We start from the raw sequence: 25,512 nt of genomic DNA on the forward strand, positions 1-25,512 counted from the left end.
GGGCGGGTCAGGCCGTTGTCTCCGGGGCGTAGGTGCCGAAGCTCCAGACATTGCCCTCGACGTCCCGGGCCATGTAGTCCCGCGAGCCGTAGTCCTGGTCCGTCGGGGGCATCAGGATCTCGGCGCCGTGATCCACGGCCCGCTGGTGGTGTGCGTCTACGTCGTCCACGACGATGTACACCCCGGTCGGGCCCGCGCCCTCCATCGCCGCGTCGAAACGGCCGCCGCGGCCCTTGGAACCCAGCATCACCGCGCCGTTGCCCTGCACCAGTTCGGCGTGCAGCACCATGCCGTCCTCGCCCTCGTACACCGACAGTTCGGTGAAGCCGAAGGCCTCCGTCAGTTGTCTGATCGCCGCCTTCGCGTCCGTGTACAGCAGTGACGGATAGATGCTCGGCCGTCCGCCGGTCGTGCCTGCCATGCCGATCACTCCCCTCCTGTGCCGGTCCCCCGAGAGCCGTCGTCCGGCCTGCTGCACAGTCTTGCACCCGGCACTGACAACGCCCCCGGCCGAAGGCGCCGCGCCCTCACCGGAAGGTGTTGCACCGCGCCATGTCCCCGGTCCGGTACCCCTGGTAGAACCACTGCTGGCGCTGCTGCGCCGACCCGTGCGTCCAGGTCTCGGGTGTCACCCGCCCCTGGTAGCGCTCCTGGATCCGGTCGTCGCCCACCGCCGCCGCCGCGTCGAGACCGTCCCGGATGTCGGCGTCCGTCAGGCGGGTGATCAGCGGCCGGCCGGTCGACTCGTCCTTCGTGGTCGTCGCGTGCCGCGCCCACACCCCGGCATAGCAGTCGGCCTGGAGCTCCACCCGCACCGCATTGCTGTTCACCCCGGTCAGGTTGTCCCGCGACCTGCTCAACGTGCCCATCAGGTCCTGCACATGGTGCCCGTACTCGTGCGCCACGACGTACGCCTGGGCGAACGGGCCGCCGCTCGCGCCGAACTTGGACCGCAGCTCGTCGAAGAACCCGAGGTCCAGGTAGACCTTGCGGTCGCCCGGGCAGTAGAACGGCCCGACCGCAGAGGTCGCCGTACCGCAGGCGGTGCCGACCCGGCCGGTGAAGAACACCGTCGGGGCGTTGGTGTAGACGCCCCGGCGCTCCTGGAACTCCTGCTTCCAGAAGTCCTGCACGCTGTTGACCACCGCCACCATCCGGCGGTCGTCCTTGGTGTTCGCGTCCCGTCCGGTACGGCAGCTCTGCTGCACCTGCGCCAGCGACGAGGAGGCGGGCGAGGGCGAGCTGTCACCGGAGGAGAGGCCCAGCTGGTCCGGGCCGACACCGAAGAACAGGGCGAGCAGCAGCGCGATCAGACCGGCCAGGCCGCCGCCGATGGTCGCCTTCCCGCCCGGCACCCGGCTGCCGCGCACGTCCTGGACCTCGGAGGTGTCCAGGTTCGCGTCGTCGTCGAACTGCATGGGGCGCACCGCCTTCTGCTCGCACCGTCCCCTGCATCCACCTTGCGCCATCAGGGCCGCCACTTCGCGTCGATGGCCCGGCGAACGCCCGATCGGGCGACGTCCCGCCCCGCCCCCGCGTCACGCCAGCCCCCGCCCCGCGGCCGTGACTACGCTCTGCGCCTGATCCATGGGACGAGGACGCCCGGCCGGGCGCCTAAGGGGGTAGCGGTGCCCGTCATGCCACACGGGACGACCTCGCCGCCCACCGCTCCGGACGGCTTCCGCGGCGCGCCCCGGCCCGCGGACGGCTCCCCGCCCCGGGCCGCCACGGTCGGCCGCCCCCGCCCGGTCGCGCCGTTCGCGTCCTCCGCGGGCCGCCGCTCCCCGGCCCCGCCCCCCTCCTGCCAACGCCCCACCCGCCCCACCCGCCCCGTCCGCCCCGTTCGCATCTGCCGCCCCGTCACCCTGGCCCGCCGCCTCCTCCCCGTCACGCTCGTCCTTCTGCTGGCCGGCCTCGCCCTCTGCACCCAGCAGGTTCGTCCCGCCCCCTACGGGGACCACCTCACCCCCGGCCCTGCGGCGCGCACCGCACGCGCGCACGGAGCGGTGGTCGAGGCGTACGACGGACGGACCCTGCGCTGGCGGTACGCGCGCGCGGGACGGCGTCCGCTGAGCGTGCTGCCCGCGCGCGGGCACGCGATCGCCGTCTGGGACGACGGGCTGGTCACCGACACGGACGGCCGTTCCGTGCGCTGGCACCGCGCCCTGCCCGCGGCCACCGGCTGGCTCCGGCGACAGGGCGGCACCGGCGTCCTGCGCCCCCTCGGCCGCGGCGTCCTCGGGGTCGTCACCCCGGCCCGCATCGCCGCGTACCGCACCGCCGACGGCGATCTGCGCTGGGTACTGCCCGCCCGCGCGGGCTGCGCGTTCCGCCCCGAACGTGCCGTACGTCACGGCCCCGCCCTGCTCGTCGCCCAGCCCTGCGCCGACGGCGCCTGGACCGCGCAGCTCATCGCCGTGGACGACCTGGGCCGGATCGTTCCGCACCGCGCACCCCTCGGCAACGAACGCCCTCGCATCCGCCCCGAACACCCGCGCACCGAAAAAGCGCTTGCGCCGCCCCGTTAGACTTGGCCCATGGCCATTCTCCTCGCGCATTAGACGGCGGGAACGTCCTCAGCCGCCCACCCGTCAAACCCCGTACGCCCTGGAGTCTGTCCGTGATCTCCGCCTCCGGTATCGAGCTGCGCGCCGGTGCGCGCATCCTCATCGAGAACGCCACCTTCCGCGTCGCCAAGGGTGACCGCATCGGTCTGGTCGGCCGCAACGGCGCCGGCAAGACCACCCTCACCAAGGTCCTGGCCGGTGACGGTGTCCCCGCCGCGGGTACCGTCACCCGTTCCGGCGAGGTGGGCTACCTCCCGCAGGACCCGCGTACCGGCGACCTCGACGTGCTCGCCCGCGACCGCGTCCTCTCCGCCCGCGGCCTCGACGTGCTGATCCGCAAGATGCGCGAGAACGAGCAGCGCATCGCCAACGGCCAGGGCGCCACCCGCGAGAAGGCGCTGCGGCAGTACGAGCGCCAGGAGACCGAGTTCCTCACCAAGGGCGGGTACTCCGCCGAGGCCGAGGCCGCCACCATCGCCGCCGCGCTCAACCTGCCCGACCGGGTGCTCGGCCAGCCCTTGCACACGCTCTCCGGCGGTCAGCGCCGCCGTATCGAGCTGGCCCGGATCCTGTTCTCGGACGCGGACACGCTCCTGCTGGACGAGCCGACCAACCACCTCGACGCCGACTCGATCGTCTGGCTGCGCGACTACCTGAAGACCTACCGCGGCGGCTTCATCGTGATCTCCCACGACGTCGACCTGGTCGAGACGGTCGTCAACAAGGTCTTCTACCTGGACGCCAACCGCTCCCAGATCGACGTCTACAACATGGGCTGGAAGCTGTACCAGCAGCAGCGCGAGGCCGACGAGAAGCGCCGCAAGCGCGAGCGTGCCAACGCGGAGAAGAAGGCGGCCGCGCTGCACTCGCAGGCCGACAAGATGCGCGCGAAAGCCACCAAGACGGTCGCCGCGCAGAACATGGCCCGCCGCGCCGACAAGCTGCTGGCCGGCCTGGACGCCGTCCGGGTCTCCGACAAGGTCGCCAAGCTGCGCTTCCCGGAGCCGGCGCCCTGCGGCAAGACCCCGCTGACGGCCGAGGGCCTGTCGAAGTCGTACGGCTCGCTGGAGATCTTCACCGATGTCGACCTGGCCATCGACAAGGGCTCCAGGGTCGTCATCCTGGGCCTGAACGGCGCCGGCAAGACCACCCTGCTGCGGCTGCTCGGCGGGGTCGAGCAGCCGGACACCGGCGAGGTGATCGAGGGTCACGGCCTCAAGCTCGGCTACTACGCCCAGGAGCACGAGACCCTGGACCCGGACCGGTCGGTGCTGGAGAACATGCGCTCCGCCGCCCCCGACATGGATCTCGTAGAGGTCCGCAAGGTGCTGGGCTCGTTCCTGTTCTCCGGCGACGACGTCGACAAGCCCGCCGGTGTCCTCTCCGGCGGCGAGAAGACCCGGCTCGCCCTCGCCACCCTGGTCGTCTCCTCGGCGAACGTCCTGCTGCTCGACGAGCCGACCAACAACCTCGATCCCGCCAGCCGTGAGGAGATCCTCGGCGCGCTGCACACCTACAAGGGCGCGGTCGTCCTGGTCACCCACGACGAGGGCGCCGTCGAGGCGCTCCAGCCCGAGCGGATCATCCTGCTCCCCGACGGTGTCGAGGACCTGTGGGGTGCCGACTACGCGGACCTCGTGGCGCTCGCCTGAGCACCGATCGCGTCGCCGTCGGTTGATCGAATGCCTGATCCACTGGCTATGGATCATTCGGCCTATCGGTGATCCATCATCTGTGTGAGATCTCCTCGTATCGAGGTGTGTCCTACATCGATTTCGCGGCCGGCCCCTTTGTCGATAAGGGGTCGGCCGCTTTCTGTCTCTGACCTGGCAGTTCGTGGAAGAACCCGTTCAGCCTCATGGACAGTCCATGCAGGAATCGAAGATTCCGCTTGTGGGGACGCGCTCCTGTCGTCACAACGATGTCTCACGGACCTTGCCGAATGGGTGGCCATCGCGCCCCGGAGGGGTGATCATGAGGGGACCAGAGCGCACTTCCCATGAGGAGGCACGGGTGGCCGAGACTCTGAAGAAGGGCAGCCGGGTAACCGGCGCCGCGCGCGACAAGCTCGCGGCAGACCTGAAGAAGAAGTACGACTCCGGCGCGAGCATTCGGGCACTGGCCGAGGAAACCGGCCGCTCGTATGGCTTCGTCCACCGGATGCTCAGCGAGTCGGGTGTCACGCTGCGTGGGCGTGGCGGGGCGACGCGGGGCAAGAAAGCCGCGTCCTGACCCCGGGCGGCCCATCGGCTTCGATGGTGGCCACCCGGTCGGCCGACTGATCGGCCGGGTGGTTACTGTGCAGTCACTTAGCATGCCCTACGGCAATGCGTGATGACCGCACACATCGGAGGCGCCCCATGGCTTCGCCCGACCAGGACCTCGCTCCTGTTCTCGACAAGGACGGCGTACGGCTCACCGTCGACGACGCACTCGCCACGGTGACGCTGACCAACCCGGCCAAGCGCAACGCCCAGAGTCCCGCACTGTGGCGGGCGTTGGCCGAGGCCGGGCGGTCGCTGCCGGGGTCGGTCCGCGTCGTCGTGCTGCGCGGTGAGGGCCAGTCCTTCTCCGCGGGCCTCGACCGGCAGATGTTCTCGCCGGAGGGGATCCCGGGCGAGCCGACGTTCATCGAACTCGCGCGCCGTGACGACGCCGGGCTCGACGCGACCATCGCCGAATACCAGCAGGCGTTCACCTGGTGGCGGCGCAACGACCTCGTGTCGATCGCCGCCGTGCAGGGCCATGCCATCGGGGCCGGCTTCCAGCTGGCCCTCGCCTGTGACCTGCGCGTCGTCGCGGACGACGTGCAGTTCGCCATGCGCGAGACCAGCCTGGGCCTGGTGCCCGATCTCACGGGTACCCACCCGCTGGTCTCCCTCGTCGGCTACGCACGTGCGCTGGAGATCTGCGCGACCGGACGGTTCGTACAGGCAGAGGAGGCGGTGGCCTCCGGGCTCGCGAACCTCGCGGTGCCGGGCGCCGAACTCGCCGCCGCCGTGCGCGACCTGGCCGCGGCGCTGCTGGCCGCGCCCCGGGACGCGGTGGTGGAGACCAAGGCGCTGCTGCGCGGTGCGGGCGACCGGACGTACGACGAGCAGCGGGCCGCCGAGCGGCAGGCCCAGGCCCGCCGCCTGCGGGACCTGGCGGGCGTGGGCGAGTAGCCCACGCGGGCGGCCGGGGCTGGTCGCGCCCACGCGGCGGCGGCCGCGCACCGACACAGCCCCGCGCCCCTTCCCACTTCAGCCGACGTCCGTCACCAGCACCGCCACCGTGGGGTGATCCCCCAGTGCCGCTCCGACCGCGGCACGGACCTTCCTCGCCACCGGCACGGCGCCGGGCCCCTCGGACAGCGCCACCTCCACCCGCACATGCCGGCGCGGCAACGCCCCCTCGACGTGCACCTCCCGGCTCAGCGCCCCGGTCACCCGCGCCACCCCCGGCACCGCCAGCGCCGCCGCCGTCACCCGCGCCCCGTCCGGGTCCGTGCCCTCCCGGACCGACGGCGGCCGAGGCGGTCGCAGGGCCGCCGGCTCCGCCCGGTCGCGTGTCAGCAGGTCGGTCACCCGCAGGTCCACCTCGGTCACCGCCAGCCCGAGCCCCGCCGTCGCCGCGGCCGCCAGCGCCCGGCGCAACCGGCCCGCCGTCACCGGCAGCGGTTCGGCGGCCGTCGCCGCGAACTCCGCCGCCAGCCGCAGCGGCCCCGGCGGCACGGCACCGGGCGGTGCCGGTACGGCGGGTTCCGACACGTCCTCGGGATCCGCCGGCGCGATCCGCACAGCCCCCAGCCGTACCCCCACGACCTCGGCCGCCGCCCGGCGCAGCACCGCGTCGGCCACCGCCTCCGTCACCCACGCACCGTCGGGCGGCCCGCCCAGCGGGAGCAGCCTCCCGAGGCCCAGCGGGTGCCGTACCGCCTCTGTCCACCGGTCCGCAGTCATTGCTCCAGCCTGCCGCATCACCGGCGCGCGGCGGGGCACCGGCACTTACCGTGGTCGCAGGACCACGATCAGAAGGGGTGCAGGGCGATGACGGAGACGACGACGGCTGAGCCGGAGCAGGACCCGAGGGATCCGGCGGTGCAGACCCGGAAGGCCGTCAGACGCGGTGGCGGCGACCCGTCGACCCGGGGGCGGACCACGATCGCCGACGGCGTGGTGGAGAAGATCGCCGGACTGGCGGCCCGGGACGTGGTCGGCGTGCACGCGATGGGCAGTGGACTCGCCCGTACCTTCGGTGTGGTGCGCGACCGGGTGCCGGGCGGCTCCAAGTCGGTCACCCGGGGTGTGAAGGCGGAGGTCGGCGAGGTGCAGACCGCGCTCGACCTGGAGATCGTCGTGGACTACGGCGTGTCGATCGCCGACGTGGCCCGCGCGGTGCGGGAGAACGTGATCGCGGCCGTGGAACGGATGACCGGGCTCGAAGTGGTCGAGGTCAACATCGCGGTCAGCGACGTGAAGCTGCCCGAAGAAGAGGAAGCGGAGCCGGAGTCCCGGCTCCAGTGACGGCTGAGGGGAGCTCACCATGAACGTGGCCGTGGTCGGCATGATCGCCGGCATGGCGCTGGGCTTCGCCGGGTTCTTCGGCGGGTTCGGCGCCTTCCTGCTGGTGGCGGCGCTCGGCGCCGTCGGGTTCGTCGTCGGCAGGTTCGCGGAGGGAGACCTCGAACCCGGCGACTTCTTCCGCAGCCGCGACGACCGCCGCGACCGGCGGCGATGACCACCGCGAGCAGCGAGACGCGCGGGCCCGCAACCGTCGTGCCGCCGGGCGACCGGGGGGCCGTCCGGATCGCCGACCGGGTGGTGGCGAAGATCGCGGCGCAGGCGGCCCGCGAGGTCCTCGGCCCGCTCCCGAAGGACGCCGTGCCCCCGCACGCCACGGTGGTGGTCCACCACGGCACCGCCCGGGTCCGCGTCCACCTCGAACTGGACTATCCGTCCGACATCGGCGCCCGCTGCGCGGCTGTGCGTCGACATGTGGTCGAGCGGGTAGGCGCGTTGGTGGACATGGAGGTGCGGGAGGTCGTCGTGCACGTCGAACGGCTGCACCCGGCCCAGAGCCCGGGGAGGGCGTGATGAGCACCGATCAGACACAGGCCGTCGAGAGGCCCCCCGAGGCCGCGCCGCCGCCGGCCGGTCACGAGGCCCGCTTCTGGTCGCCCCGCCGTGCACCTGCGGCGCTGGTCGCCACCCTGTTCCTGGTGACGTCGGCCGCCTTCCTGTACGACATCGCGGCCGTACGCGCCCACCACCCGGCGATGCACTGGCGCCGCGCACTGGCCCGGCAACTCGCGACGCGGCCCCTCGACGACACCTGGGTGCTGGTCGGCGCGGGCATCGCCGCCGCCCTCGGCGCATGGCTGCTGACCCTGGCCCTCACACCGGGCCTGCGGGACGTGCTGCCGATGCTCCGCAGCCACCCCGACGTGCGCGCCGGGCTGCGCCGTGACGCGGCCGCGATGGCGCTGCGCGACCGGGCCATGGAGATCTCGGGCGTACGCCGGGTGCGCGTGCGGCTGAACCGCTCCCGCGCCCATGTCCTCGCCGTCTCCCACTTCCGTGAACTCGACGAGGTGCGGGCCGACCTGGACACGGCACTCACCGGCGCGATCCACGGCCTGGGCCTCGCGCACCCGCCCAGGCTGACCCTGAACGTCATCCGCCCCGGCCGGAAGGGATGAGCCGATGCGCACGGCGATCAACCGCGTACTGATCGGTCTGACGGGCCTGGCGCTCCTCGCCCTGGGCGGTGCGGTGCTGGCCGTCGGCCTGGGCGCCCCGTCCTCCTCCTGGTGGATCCACGACGGCCGTCACGACGTCCTCCTCAGCACCGCCGAACGCACCCACTGGCGTGGCGCGGGCTGGTGGTGGCCGACGGTGCTGGCCGCCCTGGCGGTCCTGCTCCTGCTGTCCCTGTGGTGGCTGACCGCGCAACTGCGCCGGCGCCGGCTGACCGAGGTCGTGGTGGACACCGGTGACGGCGAGGGCGCGCTGCTGCGCGGCAGGGCCCTGGAGACGGTCCTGGCCAACGACGTGGCCCACCAGCGGGGCGTCGCCCACGCCCAGGCGGTACTGCGGGGCAGGCCTAAGGCTCCGGAGGTACGGGTGTGGCTCCAGCTGGACGCGGACGTGCCACCGCGTGCGGCCCTGGACGACCTCACCTCGCACGCACTGGCCCACGCCCGGGACTCGGCCGCCCTGAAGAGGCTCCCGGCGGAGGTGCGCCTGACATCGGTGAAACACCGCGCGGAGAGGGTCACCTGAGCCGCCGTCCGGCGGACCGGCCGCGCCCCGCCGGGAGCCGGGCCGTCAGAAACCGTGCCGCATACCGCCGTCGACGGGCACCATGATGCCCGTCAGATAGGACGCCGCCGGCGACAGCAGGAACGCGCCCACCCGCCCGAACTCCTCGGGTGTCCCGTAGCGCCGCAGCGGAATGCGGGACTCGTTCTCCATCCGGGTGGCCTCGGGGTCGGCCGACAGTCCGTCCAGCTCCCGTACCCGGTCGGTGTCGATCCGTGACGGCAGCAGCCCCACCACCCGGATCCCGCGCGGCCCCAGCTCGTCCGCAAGCGACTTGGCGTACCCGGCGAGTCCCGGCCGCAGCGCGTTCGAGATCGTCAGCCCGGGAATCGGCTCGTACACCGACCCGGACAGCACGAACCCGATGACACCGCCGTCCGTCAGCTCCGCCGCGGCCGCGCGGGCGAGCCGTACGGCCCCCAGGAACACCGTCTCGTAGGCGGTCTGCCACTGTTCGTCCGTGTTGTCGGCGACGAACCCGGCCGGGGGCCCGCCCACGCTCACGAGGATGCCGTCGAAGCGGCCGAACCGCTCACGCGCCGCCGCGATCACCCGCTCCGGTGCGTCCGCCTCCGCGTTGTCGACGGCCAGGCCCGCCGCGTTCGGCCCCAGCTCGGCCACCGCCTCGGCGACCCGCTTCTCGTCGCGTCCGGTCACCACGATCTTCGCCCCGTCGGCGACCAGCTCGCGCGCGGCCGCGTTGCCCAGCCCGCGGGTCGCTCCGGTGACTACGTACACCCGGTCCTTCAGTCCAAGATCCATGGCCCCTATCCTGCCTCGTCGCCGCCGAACAGTGTGAGGGCGGTGTTCACCAGTCCGATGTGGCTGAACGCCTGCGGGAAGTTGCCCAGCTGGCGTCCGAGTTCGGGTTCGTACTCCTCGGAGAGCAGCCCCACGTCGTTGACGAGTCCCACCAGCCGTTCGAACAGTTCCTTCGCCTCGTCGGTACGGCCCGTCATGTGCAGCGCGTCGGCGAGCCAGAACGAGCAGGCCAGGAAGGCGCCCTCGCCACCCGGCATGCCGTCGACGCCGATCGCGTCGGTGTCGTAGCGGCGTACCAAACCGTCGTGGCCCAGGTCGTCGCGGATCGCGTCCACCGTGCCGATCACCCGCGGGTCGTCCGGCGGCAGGAACCCGAAGCGGGGGATCAGCAGCAGGGCGGCGTCGAGTTCGCGCGAGCCGTAGTACTGGGTGAAGGTGTTGCGCTGCGCGTCGAACCCCTTCTCGCACACCTCCCGGTGCACCTCGTCGCGGAGCGCGCGCCAGCCCTCCAGCTCGCCCTCCAGCTCCGCGTGCTCCTCCAGGGTGCGCACCGCGCGGTCCGCGGCCACCCACACCAGCACCTTGGAGTGCACGAAGTGCCGGCGGCCGCCGCGTACCTCCCACAGCCCCTCGTCCGGCCGGCGCCAGATCTTCTCCAGGAACTTCATGAGCGAGCACTGGATGGCCCACATGTGCGGCCTGGTGGACAGGCCGGCGGTGCGGGACAGCGACAGCGAGTCCATGACCTCGCCGTACACGTCCAGCTGGAGCTGGTCGACGGCGCCGTTGCCGACGCGTACCGGCGCCGAGCCGGCGAAGCCGGACAGCCAGGGCAGTTCGAACTCGGGCAGCCGGCGCTCGCCGGCCAGGCCGTACATGATCTGCAGGTCCGCCGGGTCGCCGGCGACCGCGCGCACCAGCCAGTCGCGCCAGGCCTCGGCCTCCTTGTGGTAGCCGGCCGACAGCAGCGCGCCGAGCGTGAGCGTGGAGTCGCGCAGCCAGCAGAAGCGGTAGTCCCAGTTGCGCACCCCGCCCAGCTCCTCGGGCAGAGAGCTGGTGGCGGCGGCCACGATGCCGCCGGTCGGCGCGTAGGTGAGCGCCTTGAGGGTGATCAGCGAGCGCACGACCACGTCCCGGTAGGGGCCCCGGTAGGTGCAGCGGGCGGTCCAGCGCCGCCAGTCGGTGACGGTGGCGCGCAGCGCCTCGTAGGGGTCCACCAGCGCCGGGCGCCTCTCGTGCGAGGGGTGCCAGGTGAGCACGAAGGCGACCCGCTCGCCCTCCGCGACGGTGAACTCCGAGTGCGTGCCGAAGTCCTCGCCCCAGGTCCGCACGGGCGGTTCGCTGCGCAGCCACACCGAGTCGGGGCCGGCGACGGCCACCCGGCTGCCGCTCGAGCGGCGCATCCAGGGCACGACCGAGCCGTAGTCGAAGCGGAGGCGGAGCGTGCTGTGCACGGTGACGCGGCCGCTGATGCCCTCGACGATGCGTACGACATCGGGCGCGCGGTCGCGCTGGGGCATCAGGTCGGTGACCCGGACCGCGCCCTCGGGGGTCTCCCACTCGGTGTCCAGGACCAGCGTGTCGGGCCGGTAGCCGCGCCGCGTGCAGGTGGTGGCGTCCTTCGGGGCGATCCGCCAGTGGCCGTTGTCCTCGTCGCCCAGGAGCCGGGCGAAGCAGGCCGCGGAGTCGAACCGGGGCACGCACAGCCAGTCGACGGAGCCGTCCCGGCCGACCAGGGCAGCGGTCTGCTCGTCGCCGATGAGGGCGTAGTCCTCGATGCGTCGGTCCACGGATTCCGGTTTCCCCCCGGGCCGGTGGGCCAATCAGGGGGTGGGCCGGGGGAGTGACCAGGCGCTCAGACGGCGGCGGCCGGTTCCGTTTCCGCCGCGGGCTCGTCCTTCCCGGCCTCCTCGCGGGTCCGGGCCTCCCGGCGCACCAGCACGAACCAGCCGTAGGGGACGCCCGCGGCGAACAGCCACCACTGGATCATGTAGGCGTAGTTCAGCGGGGCGTCCTCCTTGCCCGGGTCGGAGATCTGCTCCGGGGTGTCGCCCCTGGGCTCGGGCGCGGTCTGCTGGATGTAGCCGCCCAGCACCTGCTTGCCGAGCCGGCGCGCCTGCTCCGCGCTGTTGATCAGCATGATCTGCCGGTCGGGCAGGCCCTTGATGTCCTTGATGCCGCTCGCCGCGGTCGTCTCGTCGGGCATCAGGCGGCCCTGGACGGTGACCCGCCCGGCCGGCGGGGCCGGGACCTTGGGGAACGCGGTCTGGCTCGGGCCGTCCGAGGAGATCCAGCCCCGGTTGACCAGCAGCACCCTGCCGTCGGCCAGCACGAAGGGGGTGAGGACGTGGTACCCGACCTCGTCGTCGGCGTTGGTGCGACGCCGGACGACGACCTCGTGGGCGGTGTCGAAGGTGCCGGTGGCGGTGACGGTGTGGTACCGCTCCTTGCGGGTCACCGCGTGCCCCGGCCCGGTCACCCGCTCCACGGGTACCGGCTTCGCGTTCAGCGCCTGGGCCACCAGCGCGTTACGGGCGCTGCGCTCCTCGTACCGGTGCTTCTGCCAGAACCCCAGCCGGATCATGGTGGGGATGAGGAGCAGGGAGATCAGGGTGAGGATCACCCACTGCCGGGTCAACAGGAAGCGGTACACCCCACGACCGTACAACTCGGTCGTGGGGTGCGAACGCGCGGGTACCGGTCACACGCGGTCGACGATGCCCGCCTTCCCGGCCTCGCGGGCGCAGTGGGCGCCGCAGTACCACTGGTTCCCGGCCTCGACGCCCTGGCCGATGATCGAGACCTTGCAGTGCTCGCAGACGGGGGCCATGCGGTGGATCGCACAGGAGAAGCAGTCGAAGACGTGGACCGCGCCCTGCGCGTGCACCTCGAAGGTCATTCCGTAGTCATTGCCGCAGACTTCACATTTCGCCATGGGCCTCAGGGTGGGTGGTCGTCCCCGCGCGGGCGAGCGGGCGCCGGGCGAGTCGCCCGGCAATCACCCGTCCGTACGGCCCCGCCGCCCGGTCACTTCCCCGCCGCCGGCGGCGAAGCCGGGACCACGTCCCGCAGCAGCTGCCCGAAGGCCGCCTCGTCGACGACCGGTGTGCCGAACTGGCGCGCCTTTACCACTTTCGAGGTACCCGAGTCCGGGTCGTTGGTGACGAGCAGGCTGGTGAGCCGCGAGATGCTCGTCGACACGTGCAGACCGGCCTCGACGGCCCGGTCCTCCAGGAGTTCCCGCTCGGTCGAGGTGTCCCCGGAGAACGCCACCCGCATACCCTGCCGGAGCGGACCGCCGTCCTCGTACCGCCCCGGGTTCGGGTACGGGCAGGCCGGCCGCTTGCGGGACGGGCGCCAGCCGGTGGGCCGGTGACCGCCGTACCCGCCGCTCGCCTGCCGGCCGATCCGCGGCGCCTCCGTCCACTCGGTCAGCGGCCGGCACTCCAGGAGCGGCAGCCGTACGTTGCCCGCCGCCGCGGCCCGCAGACTGGGCCGGAACGCCTCCGCCAGCACGCGCGCGTCGTCCAGCGCGTGGTGCGCCCGCCGCTGGACGACACCGAAGTGCGCGGCCAGGGTCTCCAGCTTGTGGTTGGGCAGCGGCAGGCTCAGCTCCTTGGAGAGCGCGATGGTGCACAGCCGCTGCTTCACCGGGGGTTCGCTCTTCGCCCGCGCGTACTCGCGCGCGATCATCTGCCAGTCGAAGACCGCGTTGTGCGCGACCAGCACCCGGCCGTCGAGCCGGGCCGCGAACTCCTCGGCGATGTCGGTGAAGAGCGGCGCCCCTTCGAGGACCTCGCTCGTCAGGCCGTGGATCCACACCGGGCCCGGGTCACGCTCCGGATTGACCAGCGTGTACCAGTGGTCCTCGACCTCACCGCGCCCGTCGAGCCGGTAGACGGCAGCGGAGATGATCCGGTCGTCCCTGGCCAGTCCGGTGGTCTCCACGTCGACGACCGCGTACCCCTGCGGATACGCGGCAGGCCACGGGGCACCGGCGGAGACTGCGGTCGTACGGTCTTCGAGCATGGTCATTGAGGATACGGGCCGCGACCGACAGCCCGGTCCGTCAGGTCGCCCCCCGCCACCGCCCGTTCGCATGTCCTGATGGCCCGTCGCGCGGCTGGGGACCGGCTGGGGACCTTTCCGCCGCCCGGTGCCACCGTGCATCCCGCCCGGCGCCGACGCGGCGACGACCGCGCGACGGCGCGGCACTCGGCCGGCGGACGGGCGGTACGGCGGATGGCACGCGTACGGTACGGCGCTCGGACCGGGGCGGAGATCGCGGCCACGCGCACCACGAAGCTCCCGGACGTCTGGTCCACCGGTGTGGTGGCCGTCCGGGAGAGGGACCCGGACGCGGTCGCGGCCGTGCCGCCGCCCCCGCTCAAGCGCACCGGCCGCCCGCTGGTGCGCGTCAGCGTCAGCCAGGTCCGGCTGCCCGGACACCCGCTGGGCGCGGGCTCGTTCGCGGTCGCCGCCGCGCACGGCACCACCGAGGGCTGGTATCCGCCGGTGACGCCGATGACCCGTGAGCGCGCCCTCTCCGGCGGCCGTGAGGTCTTCCGCGAGCCCAAGAAGCCCGGCGAGGTGACCGTCGCCCGCGAGGTCGACCACGTCCGCGCGACGCCGGCCCGGCACGGCGTCGCCTTCGTGGGGGTGCGGGGCACGGCGGACGGCCCGCTGCCCCGGCCCGCGCGCAGGACCGACCGCTACGTCACGTTCCTCCCGGCGGTGGACGGTTCGGGCTTCGACGGGGACCCGGTGCTGGTGCACTGCGTCCGCGAGGAGCGGGTCCGACGGCTGGAGCGGGTGAGCGGCGAGGTGATCCCGCGTGGGGCGGCGTACGACCCGGTCGCCGAACGGGTCGACCCCCAGGCCCTGCTGCCCTACGTCCACCAGCGCTACGACGACCCGCGCCAGATCGTCGACGCGCCGCCGGAAGGAAGCCGCCGAGGGCCTGAAGGTGGTCCTCGCCGCCGTGGAGCGGGCCGCCCAGGAGAAGGCCGCTGCGGACCTGCGCGCGACCGGCGCCGACGTGCACCCGCGGGTGGTCGACGTCGGCGCCCGCGAACAGGCCGTGGAACTGGCCGAGTCGGCCTGCGACACCTACGGCGCGGTGCACGTCCTGCGCAACGACGCCGGGTCGGCCCGGGCGCCGAGGGCCGCATGGGGGAGCACGAACCCAACGACTGGAGGTGGGCGTTCGAGGTCGACGTGTGGGGCGTCTTCCACGGCGTCCAGGCCTTCCTGCCGAGGATGCCCGAGTCGGGCCTGCCCGGTCACGTCGTCAACACGTCCTCGGGCGACGGCGGCATCGCGCCGCTGCCGACGGTCTCCGTGTACGCGGTCACCAAGGCGGCCGTCGTCACGCCCGCCGAGTCGCTGTACGCCCTCCTCAGGGCGGCGCACGCGCGCGTGGGCGCCTCGGTGCTCTTCCCGGGGCCGTACATGCCGCGCACGGGCCTGTGGGAGTCGCACCGCGACCGGCCCGGGCGCTACCGCCGAACACCGGCCGCGCGGGACGCCCTACCGCAGCCTCGGCCAGTGGGAGGCGGTGATGCGCGCGGCGGGCAGGGAGGCCGCCTTCACGCCCGTCGAGGAGGTCGCCGAGCTCGTCGTGGCGGGCATCCGCGCGGACCGCTTCCGGCTGCTGCCGCAGAGCGGGCACGGCGACGCCCAGATCCGGGCGCGGGCGCGGGCGCGGGCGCGCTCGATGCTGGAGCGGGCGAACCCGTCGTACCTCGAAAGCTTCGTCCTGGACTGAGTACGCGGACTGGCAGGGAGCTGTCGTGACGTCCTTCGACGACCCGTATCTGACCATCTCCTCCGACTGCCACGCCGGGCTGCCCACCGAGGAGTACCGCCTATCTGCGCGGCGGCTGGGACAGCGCGCAGCGCCTCAAGGAACTGGACGGCGACGGCGTGGCCGCGGAGGTGGTCTTCCCGGACGCGGACGCGGACGCGGACGAGGCCGAGGCCGAGGCCGCAGCCGGAAGGCCGCGCCCTTCGGGACGGGCCTGGGCCTGTCCGGCGACCACGACCCGGAGCTGGGCATGGCGGGCGCGCGGGCGCACAACCGCCGGCTCGCCGACTTCGTCTCCGCACACCCCGAACGGCACTGCGGGGTCGCCCTGTTGCCGGTCACAGCGCCGGTGGACCGCGTCGTCGCCGAGGTGCACCGCGCCAAGGAGTCCGGCCTCGGCGCGTTGATGATCCCCGCCATGTGGGTCGACAAGGAGCCGTACCACGACCGCCGTTACGACCCGGTGCGGGCGGCCGCCGCCGAGTGCAAGGCGGGACCGGCCCTCGCGGGGATCGCCGAGCCGCTGCGGGAGCCGCCGCCGGACGCCACGAGCCCGGTGTTCGCGCGTGGGCCCCGGTCCGGGTCCGGTGACGTCGGTACTGCGCTCACCGGGGCCGGAGTGCGATCCTCCGTGTCGTGACGGAACAGACGCACGACAACGAGGCCCACGGGGGAGCGCTCGGCTCCCGGCTGAACTGGCTGCGGGCGGCGGTACTGGGCGCCAACGACGGCATCGTGTCGACGGCGGGCATCGTCGTCGGCGTCGCGGGCGCCACCGGCGACCGCGGCGCCCTGCTGACGGCCGGTCTGGCGGGGCTGCTCGCCGGATCGATGTCCATGGCGGCGGGGGAGTACGTGTCGGTGTCCACCCAACGCGACTCGGAACTGGCCGCCCTCGCGCTGGAGAAACGGGAGCTCAAGGAGCAGCCCGAGGCGGAACTGGAGGAGCTGACCGAGCTGCTGGAGCGGCGCGGGCTGTCCCGGGCGGTGGCGCGGGAGGCGGCGGTGCAGCTGACGGAGCGGGACGCTCTGAAGGCCCACGCGAGCGTGGAGCTGGGCATCGACCCGGACCAGCTGACCAAGCCGTGGAACGCGGCGCTGGCCAGCTTCCTGGCGTTCACCGTCGGGGCGCTGCTGCCGCTGCTGGCGATTGTGCTGCCGCCCGCCGGCTGGCGGCTTCCGGTGACCGTCGGGTCGGTGCTGGCCGCGCTGGTCCTGACGGGATGGAGCAGTGCACGTCTGGGGGCGGCGGCGGTGGGCCCGGCGATGCTACGGAACGTGGCGGGCGGCGCACTGGCCATGGGCGTGACGTACGCCGCGGGGGCACTGCTGGGCGCGGTGGGGGTCTAGCCCCCGCCGGTGTCCCGTTCGGCGGCGCCGTTGGCGGAGATCGCCAACAAACAAGCGCGTACCGTGAGCAATACTTGTGGGTAACAACGTCTAGCCGCAGGCGACCGGTGGTTCTACGGTGCCCCCATGCCGAACCTGCCCAATGTCGTGCTGTGGTCGATACCCGCCTTCGTGCTGCTCACCGTGATCGAGGTGATCAGCTACCGCATCCATCCCGACGACGACGCCGACGGGTACGAGACCAAGGACGCGGCCACCAGCGTCGGCATGGGACTCGGGTCGCTGGTCTTCGACTTCTTCTGGAAGATCCCGATCGTCGGGATCTACTCGGCGGTCTACGCCCTCACCCCGCTGCGCATCCCGGTCCTGTGGTGGACGATCCCGCTGCTGCTGCTCGCCCAGGACTTCTTCTACTACTGGTCCCACCGGGGCCACCACGTCATCCGCGTCCTGTGGGCCTGCCACGTCGTCCACCACTCCAGCAAGAAGTTCAACCTCACCACCGCACTGCGCCAGCCCTGGACGTCGCTGACCGTCTGGCCGTTCTACCTCCCGCTCATCGCCCTCGGCGTGCACCCGGCCACGCTCGCCTTCCTCTCCTCCGCGAACCTCGTCTACCAGTTCTGGATCCACACCGAACGCATCGACAAGATGCCCCGGTGGTTCGAGTTCGTCTTCAACACGCCGTCCCACCACCGGGTGCACCACGCCTCCCAGGGCGGCTACCTGGACCGCAACTTCGGCGGGATCCTCATCGTCTGGGACCGGCTGTTCGGGTCGTGGGTGCCCGAGGTCGAGCGGCCGGTGTACGGGCTGACCAAGAACATCGACACGTTCAACCCGATCAAGGTGGCCACCCATGAGTACCTGGCCATCGGCAGGGACCTGAAGGCCGCCCGCAGCTGGCGGGAGCGGGCCGGGCGGGTGTTCGGCGGACCCGGCTGGGCGCCGCCGGCCGCGGTGGAGCAGACCGAGGAGTCCGTGGCCGCGTGAGAGCGTCCCGGGTGCTGCCCGCCGCCTTCGCCCTGGCCCTCACGGCCGACCTCGGCTGCCTGGCCGGCGGCTTCCACCCCGGGCACGTCGTCGCCAAGGTGCTCCTGATGCCGCTGCTCGCCCTCTGGGCCGCCCGCGCGGGCGGCCCGCGGCTGCTGGTCGCCGCCCTGCTGTGCGGCTGGGGCGGCGACGTGCTGCTGCTCTCCGACGCCGACCCCGCCTTCATGGCGGGGATGGCCTGCTTCGCCGCGGGGCACGTCTGCTACCTGGTCCTGTTCCGCCGGCACGGACCGCCACGCGCGCGGGCCGGCGTGCTCGCCGTCGGCTACGCCGCCGCCCTCGTCACCCTGGTCGCCCTGCTGTGGCCGGACCTGCCCCCTGGTCTGCGGGTGCCCGTCGCCGGATACAGCACCCTGCTCACCGCCATGGCGTACACGGCGGTCACCCGGCTCGGCCCGGTCGCCGGGCTCGGCGGCGCGCTCTTCATGCTCTCCGACACCCTCATCGCGACCGGCGTCGCCGACTGGCCACAGCTGCCGAGACCCGACTTCTGGATCATGCTCACCTACGCGGCCGGGCAGTTCCTGCTGGTCCGGGGCACCCTCGACGCGCGGCCCGCACCGGCGACGGCGTACCGTGAAGGGCGCCAGAGCACCCTCTGAGCGCACTCACGACACCGCACGAGAGGGATCCTCGCCATGCGCGCCACCACCATTCACGCCCCGTACGACATGCGTGTGGAGGACGTGCCCGATCCGGTGGTGCAACTGCCCACCGACGCCGTCGTACGCGTGCTGCGCGCCTGCATCTGCGGCAGCGATCTGTGGGCCTACCGGGGCGAGGCGGCCCGGCAGCCGGGGCAGCGCATCGGCCACGAGTTCCTCGGCTTCGTCGAGGAGACCGGCTCCGAGGTGGGCACCGTCCGGCGCGGCGACCTCGTGGTGGCCCCGTTCATGTGGTCGGACGGCGTCTGCGACTACTGCCGGGAGGGTCTGACCACCTCCTGCGAGCACGGCGGCTTCTGGGGCTCGGTGGGGTACGACGGCGGCCAGGGCGAGGCCGTGCGGGTCCCGTTCGCCGACGGCACCCTGGTCCCGCTGCCCAGGGAAGCGGCCTCCGACGACCACCTGCTGACCGCCCTGCTGACCCTCTCCGACGTCCTCGGCACCGGTCATCACGCGGCCCTCGGCGCGGGCGTCCGTCCCGGTGCCACGGTGGCCGTCGTCGGGGACGGCGCGGTCGGCCTGTGCGCCGTGCTGGCCGCCAAGCGGCTGGGCGCCGAGCGGATCATCGCACTGGGCCGGCACGAGGTCCGCACGGACATCGCGCGCCGCTTCGGCGCCACCGACGTCGTCGCCGAGCGGGGAGAGGCGGCGGTGGCCGCCGTACGTGAGCTCACCCGGGGCCAGGGCGCGCACTCCGTCGTGGAGGCCGTGGGCACCGAGCAGTCCATGCGGACGGCCGTCGAGATCACCCGGGACGGCGGCGCGATCGGCTTCGTCGGCGTCCCGCACGGCAGTGGCACGGGCCTCGACCTCGGTGTGATGTTCGACCGGAACATCGCCCTGCGCGGCGGTGTCGCCCCGGTCCGTGCCTACATCCCCGACCTGCTGCCCGACGTCCTCGACGGCAGCGTCGACCCCTCGCCGGTCTTCGACCTGACCGTAGGCATCGAGGGCGTGCCCGAGGGCTACAAGGCGATGGACGAGCGCACCGCTCTGAAGGTGCTCGTGACCAACGGCTGAGCCTGCGTCCCGGTCAGGTCCGTCTGATCGGCACCGGCAGCGCCGTCAGCACGCCCGAGACCGCGACCACCGCCGCCGGCACGGCCACCTCGGCCCGCGCGGGGACGTGCGCGGTGAGCGGGTCGGCCGCCCGGCGCAGCCTGAACCGTGCCCACAGCGCGAGCGCGGCGACGACGGCGACGAGGAGCACCTTGGCCAGCAGGGTGCGCCCGTACGCCGTCGTCGTCAGCTGGTCGAGAATCGTGCCCGCGGGCATCCGCCGCAGCGAACCCCACACACCTGTCGCGGTGATGACCGCGAGCAGTACGGCGGCCAAGCGCGCGTAGCGGCCGAGCAGCGCCGCCCCAACCGCTCCGCCGCGCCACCGCCGCAGCAGGCGCAGCGCGTGCAGCAGACCGCCCACCCACAGTGTCGCGCACGTCAGGTGCACCAGGGTCAGCGCCGAGCCGAGCAACGGGTCGTGCTCGGGCGCGGGATGGGCACGCAGGGCCTCGGCGGCGACCACCGCGGCGAGCGGCCACGCCTGGACGACCGGACGGCGCGCGCGGGCGCACAGACCGGCCAGCAGAAAGGCGTTGACCTCGATCAGCGCCAACGTGCCGTCACGCGACAGGTACAGACCGCCCAGGTCGATGTCGGCGGGCGAGCGCGGCACCAGGTTGCCCGTGGCCACGACCGACGTGAGCCCGAGCGCGGCGGTGAGACCGGCGGCAGCCGCGAACACCGCCCAGTCGGTCGGGCGTTCGGGCGGCGCGCCCGGCAGCCGGCGGACCAGCCGGTCCACGAACAGCCGGCCCGGCGGCATGCACAGGGCGCCGAACAGCACCCCGCGCAGCAGCCCGACACCGCCGACTCCCGGCGCCGCGGCCTCGCCGGTGTCGTGCAAGGCGACGGACGGTCCCAGCAGGGGCACCAGCGCGGCCAGCGCCACCAGGAGCAGGACGGCTACGGCCCGGCCGCTGCCGGGGCGTCCCGCCGGGCCGCTCGCGTCGGCCGCTTCGGTGGTCGGTCCTGTCGCGGTCACCCCACGATCCTCGCCAGACATGACAGAACCGGGCAAGTGCCAGAAAACAACTGACGAAGCGTCATTCCGCGCATCCGTGCGGCTACGGCCGTCCGGGCGGCCGGGTCAGGACCACGTGGCCGGATCCGAACCCCACGGCACCGGTGGCCGCGCCCAGTCGCCCGGGCCGCCAGCGAAGGACACCGGGGGCCGTGCGTAGCGCAGCCGCCCCAGCGCGCTGTCCGTCTCGGCGAGCCAGGCGTCCGGACCCTCGTACGCCTCGCCGTCCTCGGGTCCCCGCGCAGGCTCCGCCGCCAGCCACCGCGCGGTGCGTGCCAGTGCCAGTCGTACGAACCTGCTCCCGCCGTCGTGGGACTGCTCGGTCAGCGCGCGCAGCACCCCCGCAGCCAGCAGGTACCCCGTACCGTGGTCGAGCGCCTGCGCGGGCAGCGCGCCCGGCCGGTCCGCCGAGCCCTCGGTCTCCGCGATGCCGGTGGCGGCCTGCACCAGGCTGTCGAACCCGCGCCGTCCGCCCCACGGCCCGTACCCGCCCCACGCGGACACCTGGCCCACGACCAGCCCCGGCCGCCGTTCGGCCAGTGCCTCGGGGGAGAGCCCGAACCGGTCCAGGGCGCCCGGCCGGTAGCCGGTGACCACGACGTCCGCCGCCGCCAGCAGCTCCTCGAAGGCTTCCCGGCCGGTCGTGAGGTCGAGAGCGGCCGAGCGCTTCCCGAAGCCCGTGTCGGCGTGCTGGTCGGCCAGTTCGGGCAGCCAGGGCGCGTCCAGGCGCAGCACGTCCGCGCCCAGCAGCGCCAGCGTGCGGGTGGCCACCGGGCCGGCCAGCACCCGGGTCAGGTCCAGGACGCGCAGCCCGGCCGCGGGCAGCAGGGGAGCCGCGCCTGCGTCGAGCGGCGGGAGCACCCGCGCGCGGGCCGCGTCCAGGCGGCCCCGCTCGACCAGAGGGCGTGCGGCCACCTCGGCCGCCTGCTGGTGCGCGGCCCATTCCCCGGGTGAGCGCAGCGCCACCGCGAGTCCGCCGGCGGTGTGGACCTCGTTCTCGACCTCCGTCGCGGGCCGCCCGGCGATCCGGGCCGCCACGTCCTCGGCCGAGGCCCCCTCCGGCAGTCCCAGTGCCGCGAGCAGCCGGGCCCGGTGATGCGGGTAGTTGGCGTGCGTGCGCACCCACCCGTCGGCCGTGCGCCAGAACCGCGACAGCGGGGCGAACTGCACCGGGGCCCGACCGTCGACCAGGAGCTGCCGCTCGCTGGTGAACGCCGTCGCCACCGCCCCGTCGTCCACCCGGACGCCCGGCACCCGCGCGGAACCGGTCCGGCGCGCCCCGAGCTCGGCGGCGGCCAGCGCGCACGCGCCGACACACGCGCGCGCGAGCCGTCGTACGGGAAGGCGTGAGCGGAGCGTGTCCGCGCGTGCCACGGTCGTGATCCGCGCGGGCAGCGACGGATCGCCGCCCAGCGCGGACCACGCATAGTTGATTGCAGTCATGACTGCACTATGCAGTATTGACTGAATCAATATGTGGCTAGCGGGTCACCGCCGCCAGCGCGTCCACCGTGCCCCAGCCGTAGAAACCGTTGTGGTTCTTCGAGCCCTCGCACACCGCGTCGACCTTGCCGTCGCCGTTGATGTCGTAGGGGTCGGTGCACGGCGTGGCGGTCGCCTCGGCGTACAGCAGCGCCTTCACCAGGGCGGGGGAGGCGTGCGGATGGGCCGACTTGATCAATGCGGCGACGCCGACCACGTGCGGGGTCGCCATCGACGTACCGGCCATGTAGCCCCAGGTGCCGCCCGGCAGCGGGCCCAGGATCAGGCCGCTGGTCGCCGGGGGCGCCGGGGTCTGGTAGGCGGTCGAGTCGCCGCCGGGCGCGGCGACGTCGATCACCCCGAGGCCGTAGTTGGAGAAGGACGACTTGAGGCCCTTCGCGCCGGTGGCGGAGACCGTGACGACGCCCGGCAGCTGGGTCGGTATGTCGAAGCACTTGTGCGGGTCGATCACCCGGTCGGCGGGCGTGCCGTCGTTCGGCGAGACCGGGTCGGTGATGGAGTCGGAGGCCAGGTCGTAGCTCTCGTTGCCGGCCGCCGCCACGTTGACGGTGCCCTTCCTCTCCGCGAACCGGGAGGCGCGGGTGATGGCGTCGACGAGCGCCTTCTGGTCCGGGTCGGTGGTGCAGTTGAAGTACCAGGGGTCGGTGTAATAGCTGTTGTTGGTGACGTCGATGTGGTGCTCGGCCGCCCACACGAAACCGCAGACCACGGCCTCCGTGTAGAAGTACCCGGCGGTGGTGGCGACCTTGATGCCCGCCACCTTGACGCCCGGCGCCACACCGGTGACGCCGACCCCGTTCCTGGCGGCGGCGATCTCACCCGCCACATGGGTGCCGTGCGGGCTCTCGGCGGCGCTCGGCCGCCAGGCCCCGTACGTCGTGTCCGGCTTGCCCGAGACGCAGTTGGTGGACTGCGCGGCGGAGAAGTTGGGGGCGATGTCCGGGTGGGTGTCGTCGACGCCGGTGTCGATGACGGCGACGGTGACCTTCGGGCTGCCGAGGGTCTTCGCGTGCGCCTTGTCGGCCTTGATGGCCGGCAGGTCCCACTGCAGCGGCTCGAGCGGGTCCTGTCCGGCGGCCGCCCGCGCGTCCGCCTTCGCGACCTGCTCGGAGCTGAGCGCCTGGGGCGTGCCGACGTCGGTGGTCGACTGGGCGGGCAGCGGGGCGTTGCGGGTGGCGCCCGCCGAGTCGACGCCCGGCACCTTGCGCAGGGTCTTGGCGAAGTCGGGGTTCGACGAGTGGACGACGATCACGCCGATCTCGTCGTACGCGATCACCACCGAGCCGCCGGCCCGGTCGATCGCCCGCTGGACACGCTGCGAGGTGCCGTGCCCGGGGCGGACGTTGACGACATAGCTGAGCGACGTCGCGTCACTCGCGTCCGATGCGCCCGCGCCCGTGGCCCTGGTCGTGGCCGCGGTCGTGGTGTCGGCGGCGGACGCCGAGACATTGGGCAGGAAGGCGAGGGCCGTGGCCATGGCCATGCCGAGCGGGATGGCGAGGGCGCGGCGGTGGCGCGACTGGGGCGCGGTCATGTGGGTGAGCCTCCGGTTGGTTCGCGAATCGGGTTTGCCGTGCGGGAAGTTCTGGCGGGGGATGGTCACCTGACCGCGCGGAGCGCGTTCACGACCCCCGAGCCGTAGAAGCCGTTGAGGTGTTTCGCGCCCACACAGGTGGCGTCCACGACACCGTCGCCGTCCCCGTCGTAGGGGGCCGCCGGGCAGCCCGGGTTGTCCGCCTCGGCCTTCAGCAGGGCCAGGAGCCGTGCCGGGGAGGCGTGCGGGTGGGCCGACTTCAGCAGCGCGGCGACCGCGGCCACGTGCGGGGACGCCATCGAGGTGCCCTGGAGGAAGCCGTACCGGTCGTTCGGCAGGGTGGACAGGACGCGCCCGTTCTTCGACGGGGTGTCCGGGATCTGGTACTTGTCGCCGCCCGGGCCCGCCACGTCGACGACGCCCCGGCCGTAGCTGGAGTAGTACGACTTGGTGTCGTTGACGCCGACCGCGCTCACGGTGACCACACCGGGCAGTTGGGTCGGGACGTCGAAGCACTCGTGCGGGTCGACCGTGCGGGTCGTGGCCGTCGAGTCGTCGGGGCTGGAGGTGTCCGTGAGGGCGTTCGCGTCGAGGTCGTCGTTGGAGTTGCCCGCCGAGGCCACATTGAGCGTGCCCTTGCTCCGGGCGTACAGCTGGGCCCTGTTGACCGCGTCGACGATGGCCCGCTGATCGGGGTCGTCCATGCAGTTGTACAGCCACGGATCAACGTAGTAGCTGTTGTTGGTGATCTCGACGCCGTGATCGGCGGCGAACACGAAGGCGCAGACGACACTCTCCGGGTAGAACAGCTGCGTCGAGTCGGGCTGGGCCACGGTGATGCTCGCGACCTTCACCCCCGGTGCCACGCCCGCCACGCCGATGCCGTTGCGGGCGGCGGCTATCTCACCGGCGACGTGCGTGCCGTGGTAGTGGTCGGCGTCCACCGGCCGCCAGGCGCCGTACGTCGTGTCGGCCTTGCCGCTCACGCAGTTGGCGGACTGCGCGGCGGAGAAGTTGGGCGCGATGTCCGGGTGGGTGTCGTCGACGCCGGTGTCGATGACGCCGACCGTCACCGAGCGGCTGCCCGGGTCGATCGCGGCGGCCTTGTCGGCGCCGATGGTCCGCAGGTCCCACTGGTCGGCTTCCAGGGGCTCCTGGCCCGCCGTCGACCGCTTCTCGGCCCGCGCGGCCTCGGCCTTCGACAGGACCTGCACGGCCCCCTCGTCCGTGGTCCCGGCCACGCTCAGCGGAGCCGTCCGCGTCGCCCCCGCCGACCGCACCCCGCGCACCGCGCGCATCGCGGCGCCGAAGCCGGGGGTGGCCGCGTGCGCGACGATCACGCCGATCCTGTCGTACGACGCGACGATCGTGCCGCCGTTGCGGGTGATCGCCCGCCGCACCGACTCGATGGTGCGGTGGTCCGTAGTGGTGTTGACGACATAGGCCAGGTTCGGGCCGTCCGCCGCCGGCGTCGCCGAGGCGGTCAGCGGTACCGCCGAAGCCGCCGCCGGCAGCAGGCCGAGCGAGGCGGTCAGCGACAGGGTGACCGGTACGGCGAGCGCCAGCCCGCGTCTGGAGCGCAGATGAGCCATGGGGTCTCCACATCATCCGGGACATCAACCGAGAACGGGCCCGCCCCGGGCCGCGAGTGAGCTGCCCGGGCAGGTACATGACGGGTGGTGCAGGGCGAAGCTATCTCCCGCACTCACCGGCCAGCAATGACCGGAGGCGACCGGTGCGAACGACTTCCGAAAGAACTCGGGCGGGTTGAACCTGTCCACGCGTGGCGCCGTGACCTTGAGGAGGGAGCCGCAGCAGGATCGAGGCCCCCCGCTGGTATCACTACGAGGAGCCGAACCACTACTCCGGGTAGCTGATCCGCATGTC

The 25,512-nt window shown here is 73.1% G+C and carries 25 protein-coding genes and 3 pseudogenes; 16 read left to right on the plus strand and 12 right to left on the minus strand.

The window, feature by feature from the left end; translation table 11 throughout:
* Positions 1-7: 7 nt before the first annotated feature.
* On the minus strand, positions 8-421 hold the full coding sequence (locus ACFXI4_RS04895; RefSeq protein ID WP_384988229.1) for a VOC family protein: 414 nt from the start codon (positions 419-421) through the stop codon (positions 8-10).
* A 106-nt stretch (positions 422-527) separates the two neighbouring features.
* Positions 528-1,418, minus strand: coding sequence for a neutral zinc metallopeptidase (locus ACFXI4_RS04900; RefSeq protein WP_384988231.1), 891 nt, complete (start codon positions 1,416-1,418; stop codon positions 528-530).
* 219 nt (positions 1,419-1,637) lie between these two features.
* Between ACFXI4_RS04900 and ACFXI4_RS04905 the strand changes: the two genes are divergently transcribed.
* From ACFXI4_RS04905 to ACFXI4_RS04920, 4 genes are all read left to right on the plus strand, one after another.
* Entirely contained in the window at positions 1,638-2,528 is an 891-nt protein-coding gene (locus ACFXI4_RS04905; RefSeq protein WP_384988233.1) for a hypothetical protein, read from the plus strand.
* Between the two features lie 92 nt (positions 2,529-2,620).
* Entirely contained in the window at positions 2,621-4,219 is a 1,599-nt protein-coding gene (locus tag ACFXI4_RS04910) for an ABC-F family ATP-binding cassette domain-containing protein (RefSeq protein ID WP_362729574.1), read from the plus strand.
* 361 nt (positions 4,220-4,580) lie between these two features.
* Complete coding sequence (locus ACFXI4_RS04915) at positions 4,581-4,799, plus strand: helix-turn-helix domain-containing protein (RefSeq protein WP_046727957.1); 219 nt, start codon at positions 4,581-4,583, stop codon at positions 4,797-4,799.
* Positions 4,800-4,927: 128 nt separating this feature from the next.
* The gene (locus ACFXI4_RS04920; RefSeq protein ID WP_384988236.1) at positions 4,928-5,731 is read left to right on the plus strand and encodes an enoyl-CoA hydratase/isomerase family protein; all 804 of its coding nucleotides are present in this window, start codon (positions 4,928-4,930) and stop codon (positions 5,729-5,731) included.
* Positions 5,732-5,809: 78 nt separating this feature from the next.
* Here ACFXI4_RS04920 and ACFXI4_RS04925 read toward each other — a convergent pair whose 3' ends face one another.
* Positions 5,810-6,508 carry a nucleopolyhedrovirus P10 family protein gene (locus ACFXI4_RS04925; RefSeq protein WP_384988238.1) on the minus strand — a complete coding sequence of 233 codons (699 nt, stop codon included), beginning with the start codon at positions 6,506-6,508 and terminating at the stop codon, positions 5,810-5,812.
* 87 nt (positions 6,509-6,595) lie between these two features.
* On the opposite strand from ACFXI4_RS04925, the gene ACFXI4_RS04930 reads away from it, so the two are divergent.
* The 5 genes from ACFXI4_RS04930 to amaP are packed head-to-tail and all read left to right on the plus strand — an operon-like array spanning position 6,596 to position 8,830.
* Positions 6,596-7,072 (plus strand): Asp23/Gls24 family envelope stress response protein, encoded by a 477-nt coding sequence (locus tag ACFXI4_RS04930; RefSeq protein ID WP_384988240.1) that lies wholly within the window; start codon positions 6,596-6,598, stop codon positions 7,070-7,072.
* 19 nt (positions 7,073-7,091) lie between these two features.
* Positions 7,092-7,286, plus strand: a complete 195-nt coding sequence (locus ACFXI4_RS04935; RefSeq protein ID WP_384988242.1) for a hypothetical protein — start codon at positions 7,092-7,094, stop codon at positions 7,284-7,286.
* Positions 7,283-7,642 carry a hypothetical protein gene (locus ACFXI4_RS04940; protein WP_384988244.1) on the plus strand — a complete coding sequence of 120 codons (360 nt, stop codon included), beginning with the start codon at positions 7,283-7,285 and terminating at the stop codon, positions 7,640-7,642. The genes ACFXI4_RS04935 and ACFXI4_RS04940 overlap by 4 nt, the downstream gene beginning before the upstream one ends.
* The gene (locus tag ACFXI4_RS04945) at positions 7,642-8,247 is read left to right on the plus strand and encodes a DUF6286 domain-containing protein (protein ID WP_384988246.1); all 606 of its coding nucleotides are present in this window, start codon (positions 7,642-7,644) and stop codon (positions 8,245-8,247) included. The genes ACFXI4_RS04940 and ACFXI4_RS04945 overlap by 1 nt, the downstream gene beginning before the upstream one ends.
* 4 nt (positions 8,248-8,251) lie before the next feature.
* The gene (gene amaP / locus ACFXI4_RS04950) at positions 8,252-8,830 is read left to right on the plus strand and encodes an alkaline shock response membrane anchor protein AmaP (protein WP_384988248.1); all 579 of its coding nucleotides are present in this window, start codon (positions 8,252-8,254) and stop codon (positions 8,828-8,830) included.
* Between the two features lie 45 nt (positions 8,831-8,875).
* Here amaP and ACFXI4_RS04955 read toward each other — a convergent pair whose 3' ends face one another.
* The 5 genes from ACFXI4_RS04955 to ACFXI4_RS04975 all read right to left on the minus strand — a co-directional run bounded on the left by ACFXI4_RS04955 (position 8,876) and on the right by ACFXI4_RS04975 (position 13,660).
* Entirely contained in the window at positions 8,876-9,631 is a 756-nt protein-coding gene (locus ACFXI4_RS04955; RefSeq protein ID WP_384988250.1) for an SDR family oxidoreductase, read from the minus strand.
* Between the two features lie 5 nt (positions 9,632-9,636).
* The gene (locus ACFXI4_RS04960; protein WP_384988252.1) at positions 9,637-11,421 is read right to left on the minus strand and encodes a glycoside hydrolase family 15 protein; all 1,785 of its coding nucleotides are present in this window, start codon (positions 11,419-11,421) and stop codon (positions 9,637-9,639) included.
* A 65-nt stretch (positions 11,422-11,486) separates the two neighbouring features.
* Positions 11,487-12,284: an SURF1 family protein gene (locus ACFXI4_RS04965; protein WP_384988254.1), complete on the minus strand. Its 798-nt coding sequence runs from the start codon at positions 12,282-12,284 to the stop codon at positions 11,487-11,489.
* Positions 12,285-12,332: 48 nt separating this feature from the next.
* A complete protein-coding gene (locus ACFXI4_RS04970) occupies positions 12,333-12,566 on the minus strand; it encodes a hypothetical protein (protein WP_384988256.1) in 234 nt (77 codons plus the stop codon).
* A 92-nt stretch (positions 12,567-12,658) separates the two neighbouring features.
* Positions 12,659-13,660, minus strand: a complete 1,002-nt coding sequence (locus tag ACFXI4_RS04975; RefSeq protein WP_384988258.1) for a DEDDh family exonuclease — start codon at positions 13,658-13,660, stop codon at positions 12,659-12,661.
* 213 nt (positions 13,661-13,873) lie between these two features.
* Between ACFXI4_RS04975 and ACFXI4_RS04980 the strand changes: the two are divergent.
* From ACFXI4_RS04980 to ACFXI4_RS05010, 7 genes and pseudogenes are all read left to right on the plus strand, one after another.
* Positions 13,874-14,581 (plus strand): annotated as a pseudogene (locus ACFXI4_RS04980) (acetoacetate decarboxylase family protein); the annotation flags it as partial.
* Positions 14,571-15,398, plus strand: a pseudogene (locus tag ACFXI4_RS04985) (SDR family NAD(P)-dependent oxidoreductase); the annotation flags it as partial. The pseudogenes ACFXI4_RS04980 and ACFXI4_RS04985, both read left to right, overlap by 11 nt.
* Before the next feature lie 25 nt (positions 15,399-15,423).
* Positions 15,424-15,924: pseudogene (locus tag ACFXI4_RS04990) on the plus strand (amidohydrolase); the annotation flags it as partial.
* A 149-nt stretch (positions 15,925-16,073) separates the two neighbouring features.
* Entirely contained in the window at positions 16,074-16,787 is a 714-nt protein-coding gene (locus ACFXI4_RS04995) for a VIT family protein (protein ID WP_384988260.1), read from the plus strand.
* Positions 16,788-16,913: 126 nt separating this feature from the next.
* Positions 16,914-17,780: a sterol desaturase family protein gene (locus ACFXI4_RS05000; protein WP_362730125.1), complete on the plus strand. Its 867-nt coding sequence runs from the start codon at positions 16,914-16,916 to the stop codon at positions 17,778-17,780.
* On the plus strand, positions 17,777-18,442 hold the full coding sequence (locus ACFXI4_RS05005) for a lysoplasmalogenase (RefSeq protein WP_384988262.1): 666 nt from the start codon (positions 17,777-17,779) through the stop codon (positions 18,440-18,442). The genes ACFXI4_RS05000 and ACFXI4_RS05005 overlap by 4 nt, the downstream gene beginning before the upstream one ends.
* 36 nt (positions 18,443-18,478) lie before the next feature.
* Positions 18,479-19,525: a zinc-dependent alcohol dehydrogenase family protein gene (locus tag ACFXI4_RS05010; protein ID WP_384988264.1), complete on the plus strand. Its 1,047-nt coding sequence runs from the start codon at positions 18,479-18,481 to the stop codon at positions 19,523-19,525.
* A gap of 13 nt (positions 19,526-19,538) precedes the next feature.
* Here the strand turns inward: ACFXI4_RS05010 and ACFXI4_RS05015 are convergent, their stop codons facing one another.
* The 4 genes from ACFXI4_RS05015 to ACFXI4_RS05030 form a co-directional block, all read right to left on the minus strand.
* Positions 19,539-20,549 (minus strand): CopD family protein, encoded by a 1,011-nt coding sequence (locus ACFXI4_RS05015; protein ID WP_384988265.1) that lies wholly within the window; start codon positions 20,547-20,549, stop codon positions 19,539-19,541.
* Positions 20,550-20,654: 105 nt separating this feature from the next.
* Complete coding sequence (locus ACFXI4_RS05020) at positions 20,655-22,031, minus strand: CoA transferase (protein ID WP_384988266.1); 1,377 nt, start codon at positions 22,029-22,031, stop codon at positions 20,655-20,657.
* A 37-nt stretch (positions 22,032-22,068) separates the two neighbouring features.
* Positions 22,069-23,625, minus strand: coding sequence for a S8 family serine peptidase (locus tag ACFXI4_RS05025; RefSeq protein ID WP_384988267.1), 1,557 nt, complete (start codon positions 23,623-23,625; stop codon positions 22,069-22,071).
* Positions 23,626-23,690: 65 nt separating this feature from the next.
* Positions 23,691-25,217, minus strand: coding sequence for a S8 family serine peptidase (locus ACFXI4_RS05030; RefSeq protein ID WP_384988268.1), 1,527 nt, complete (start codon positions 25,215-25,217; stop codon positions 23,691-23,693).
* Between the last annotated feature and the right edge of the window lie 295 nt (positions 25,218-25,512).

This window comes from Streptomyces sp. NPDC059224 (genome assembly GCF_042754285.1).
In the GTDB taxonomy this organism is placed as follows: Bacteria; Actinomycetota; Actinomycetes; order Streptomycetales; family Streptomycetaceae; genus Streptomyces.

Excerpts from the sequence above, each read along its gene's own strand:
- amaP (WP_384988248.1), top strand. The coding sequence starts at position 8,252 with ATGCGCACGGCGATCAACCGCGTACTGATCGGTCTGACGGGCCTGGCG.
- ACFXI4_RS04905 (WP_384988233.1), top strand. The coding sequence starts at position 1,638 with ATGCCACACGGGACGACCTCGCCGCCCACCGCTCCGGACGGCTTCCGC.
- ACFXI4_RS05020 (WP_384988266.1), bottom strand. The coding sequence starts at position 22,031 with ATGACTGCAATCAACTATGCGTGGTCCGCGCTGGGCGGCGATCCGTCG.
- ACFXI4_RS04930 (WP_384988240.1), top strand. The coding sequence starts at position 6,596 with ATGACGGAGACGACGACGGCTGAGCCGGAGCAGGACCCGAGGGATCCG.
- ACFXI4_RS05030 (WP_384988268.1), bottom strand. The coding sequence starts at position 25,217 with ATGGCTCATCTGCGCTCCAGACGCGGGCTGGCGCTCGCCGTACCGGTC.
- ACFXI4_RS04900 (WP_384988231.1), bottom strand. The coding sequence starts at position 1,418 with ATGCAGTTCGACGACGACGCGAACCTGGACACCTCCGAGGTCCAGGAC.
- ACFXI4_RS05025 (WP_384988267.1), bottom strand. The coding sequence starts at position 23,625 with ATGACCGCGCCCCAGTCGCGCCACCGCCGCGCCCTCGCCATCCCGCTC.
- ACFXI4_RS04935 (WP_384988242.1), top strand. The coding sequence starts at position 7,092 with ATGAACGTGGCCGTGGTCGGCATGATCGCCGGCATGGCGCTGGGCTTC.
- ACFXI4_RS04925 (WP_384988238.1), bottom strand. The coding sequence starts at position 6,508 with ATGACTGCGGACCGGTGGACAGAGGCGGTACGGCACCCGCTGGGCCTC.
- ACFXI4_RS05010 (WP_384988264.1), top strand. The coding sequence starts at position 18,479 with ATGCGCGCCACCACCATTCACGCCCCGTACGACATGCGTGTGGAGGAC.
- ACFXI4_RS04970 (WP_384988256.1), bottom strand. The coding sequence starts at position 12,566 with ATGGCGAAATGTGAAGTCTGCGGCAATGACTACGGAATGACCTTCGAG.
- ACFXI4_RS04975 (WP_384988258.1), bottom strand. The coding sequence starts at position 13,660 with ATGCTCGAAGACCGTACGACCGCAGTCTCCGCCGGTGCCCCGTGGCCT.
- ACFXI4_RS04945 (WP_384988246.1), top strand. The coding sequence starts at position 7,642 with ATGAGCACCGATCAGACACAGGCCGTCGAGAGGCCCCCCGAGGCCGCG.
- ACFXI4_RS04895 (WP_384988229.1), bottom strand. The coding sequence starts at position 421 with ATGGCAGGCACGACCGGCGGACGGCCGAGCATCTATCCGTCACTGCTG.
- ACFXI4_RS04955 (WP_384988250.1), bottom strand. The coding sequence starts at position 9,631 with ATGGATCTTGGACTGAAGGACCGGGTGTACGTAGTCACCGGAGCGACC.
- ACFXI4_RS04920 (WP_384988236.1), top strand. The coding sequence starts at position 4,928 with ATGGCTTCGCCCGACCAGGACCTCGCTCCTGTTCTCGACAAGGACGGC.
- ACFXI4_RS05000 (WP_362730125.1), top strand. The coding sequence starts at position 16,914 with ATGCCGAACCTGCCCAATGTCGTGCTGTGGTCGATACCCGCCTTCGTG.
- ACFXI4_RS04940 (WP_384988244.1), top strand. The coding sequence starts at position 7,283 with ATGACCACCGCGAGCAGCGAGACGCGCGGGCCCGCAACCGTCGTGCCG.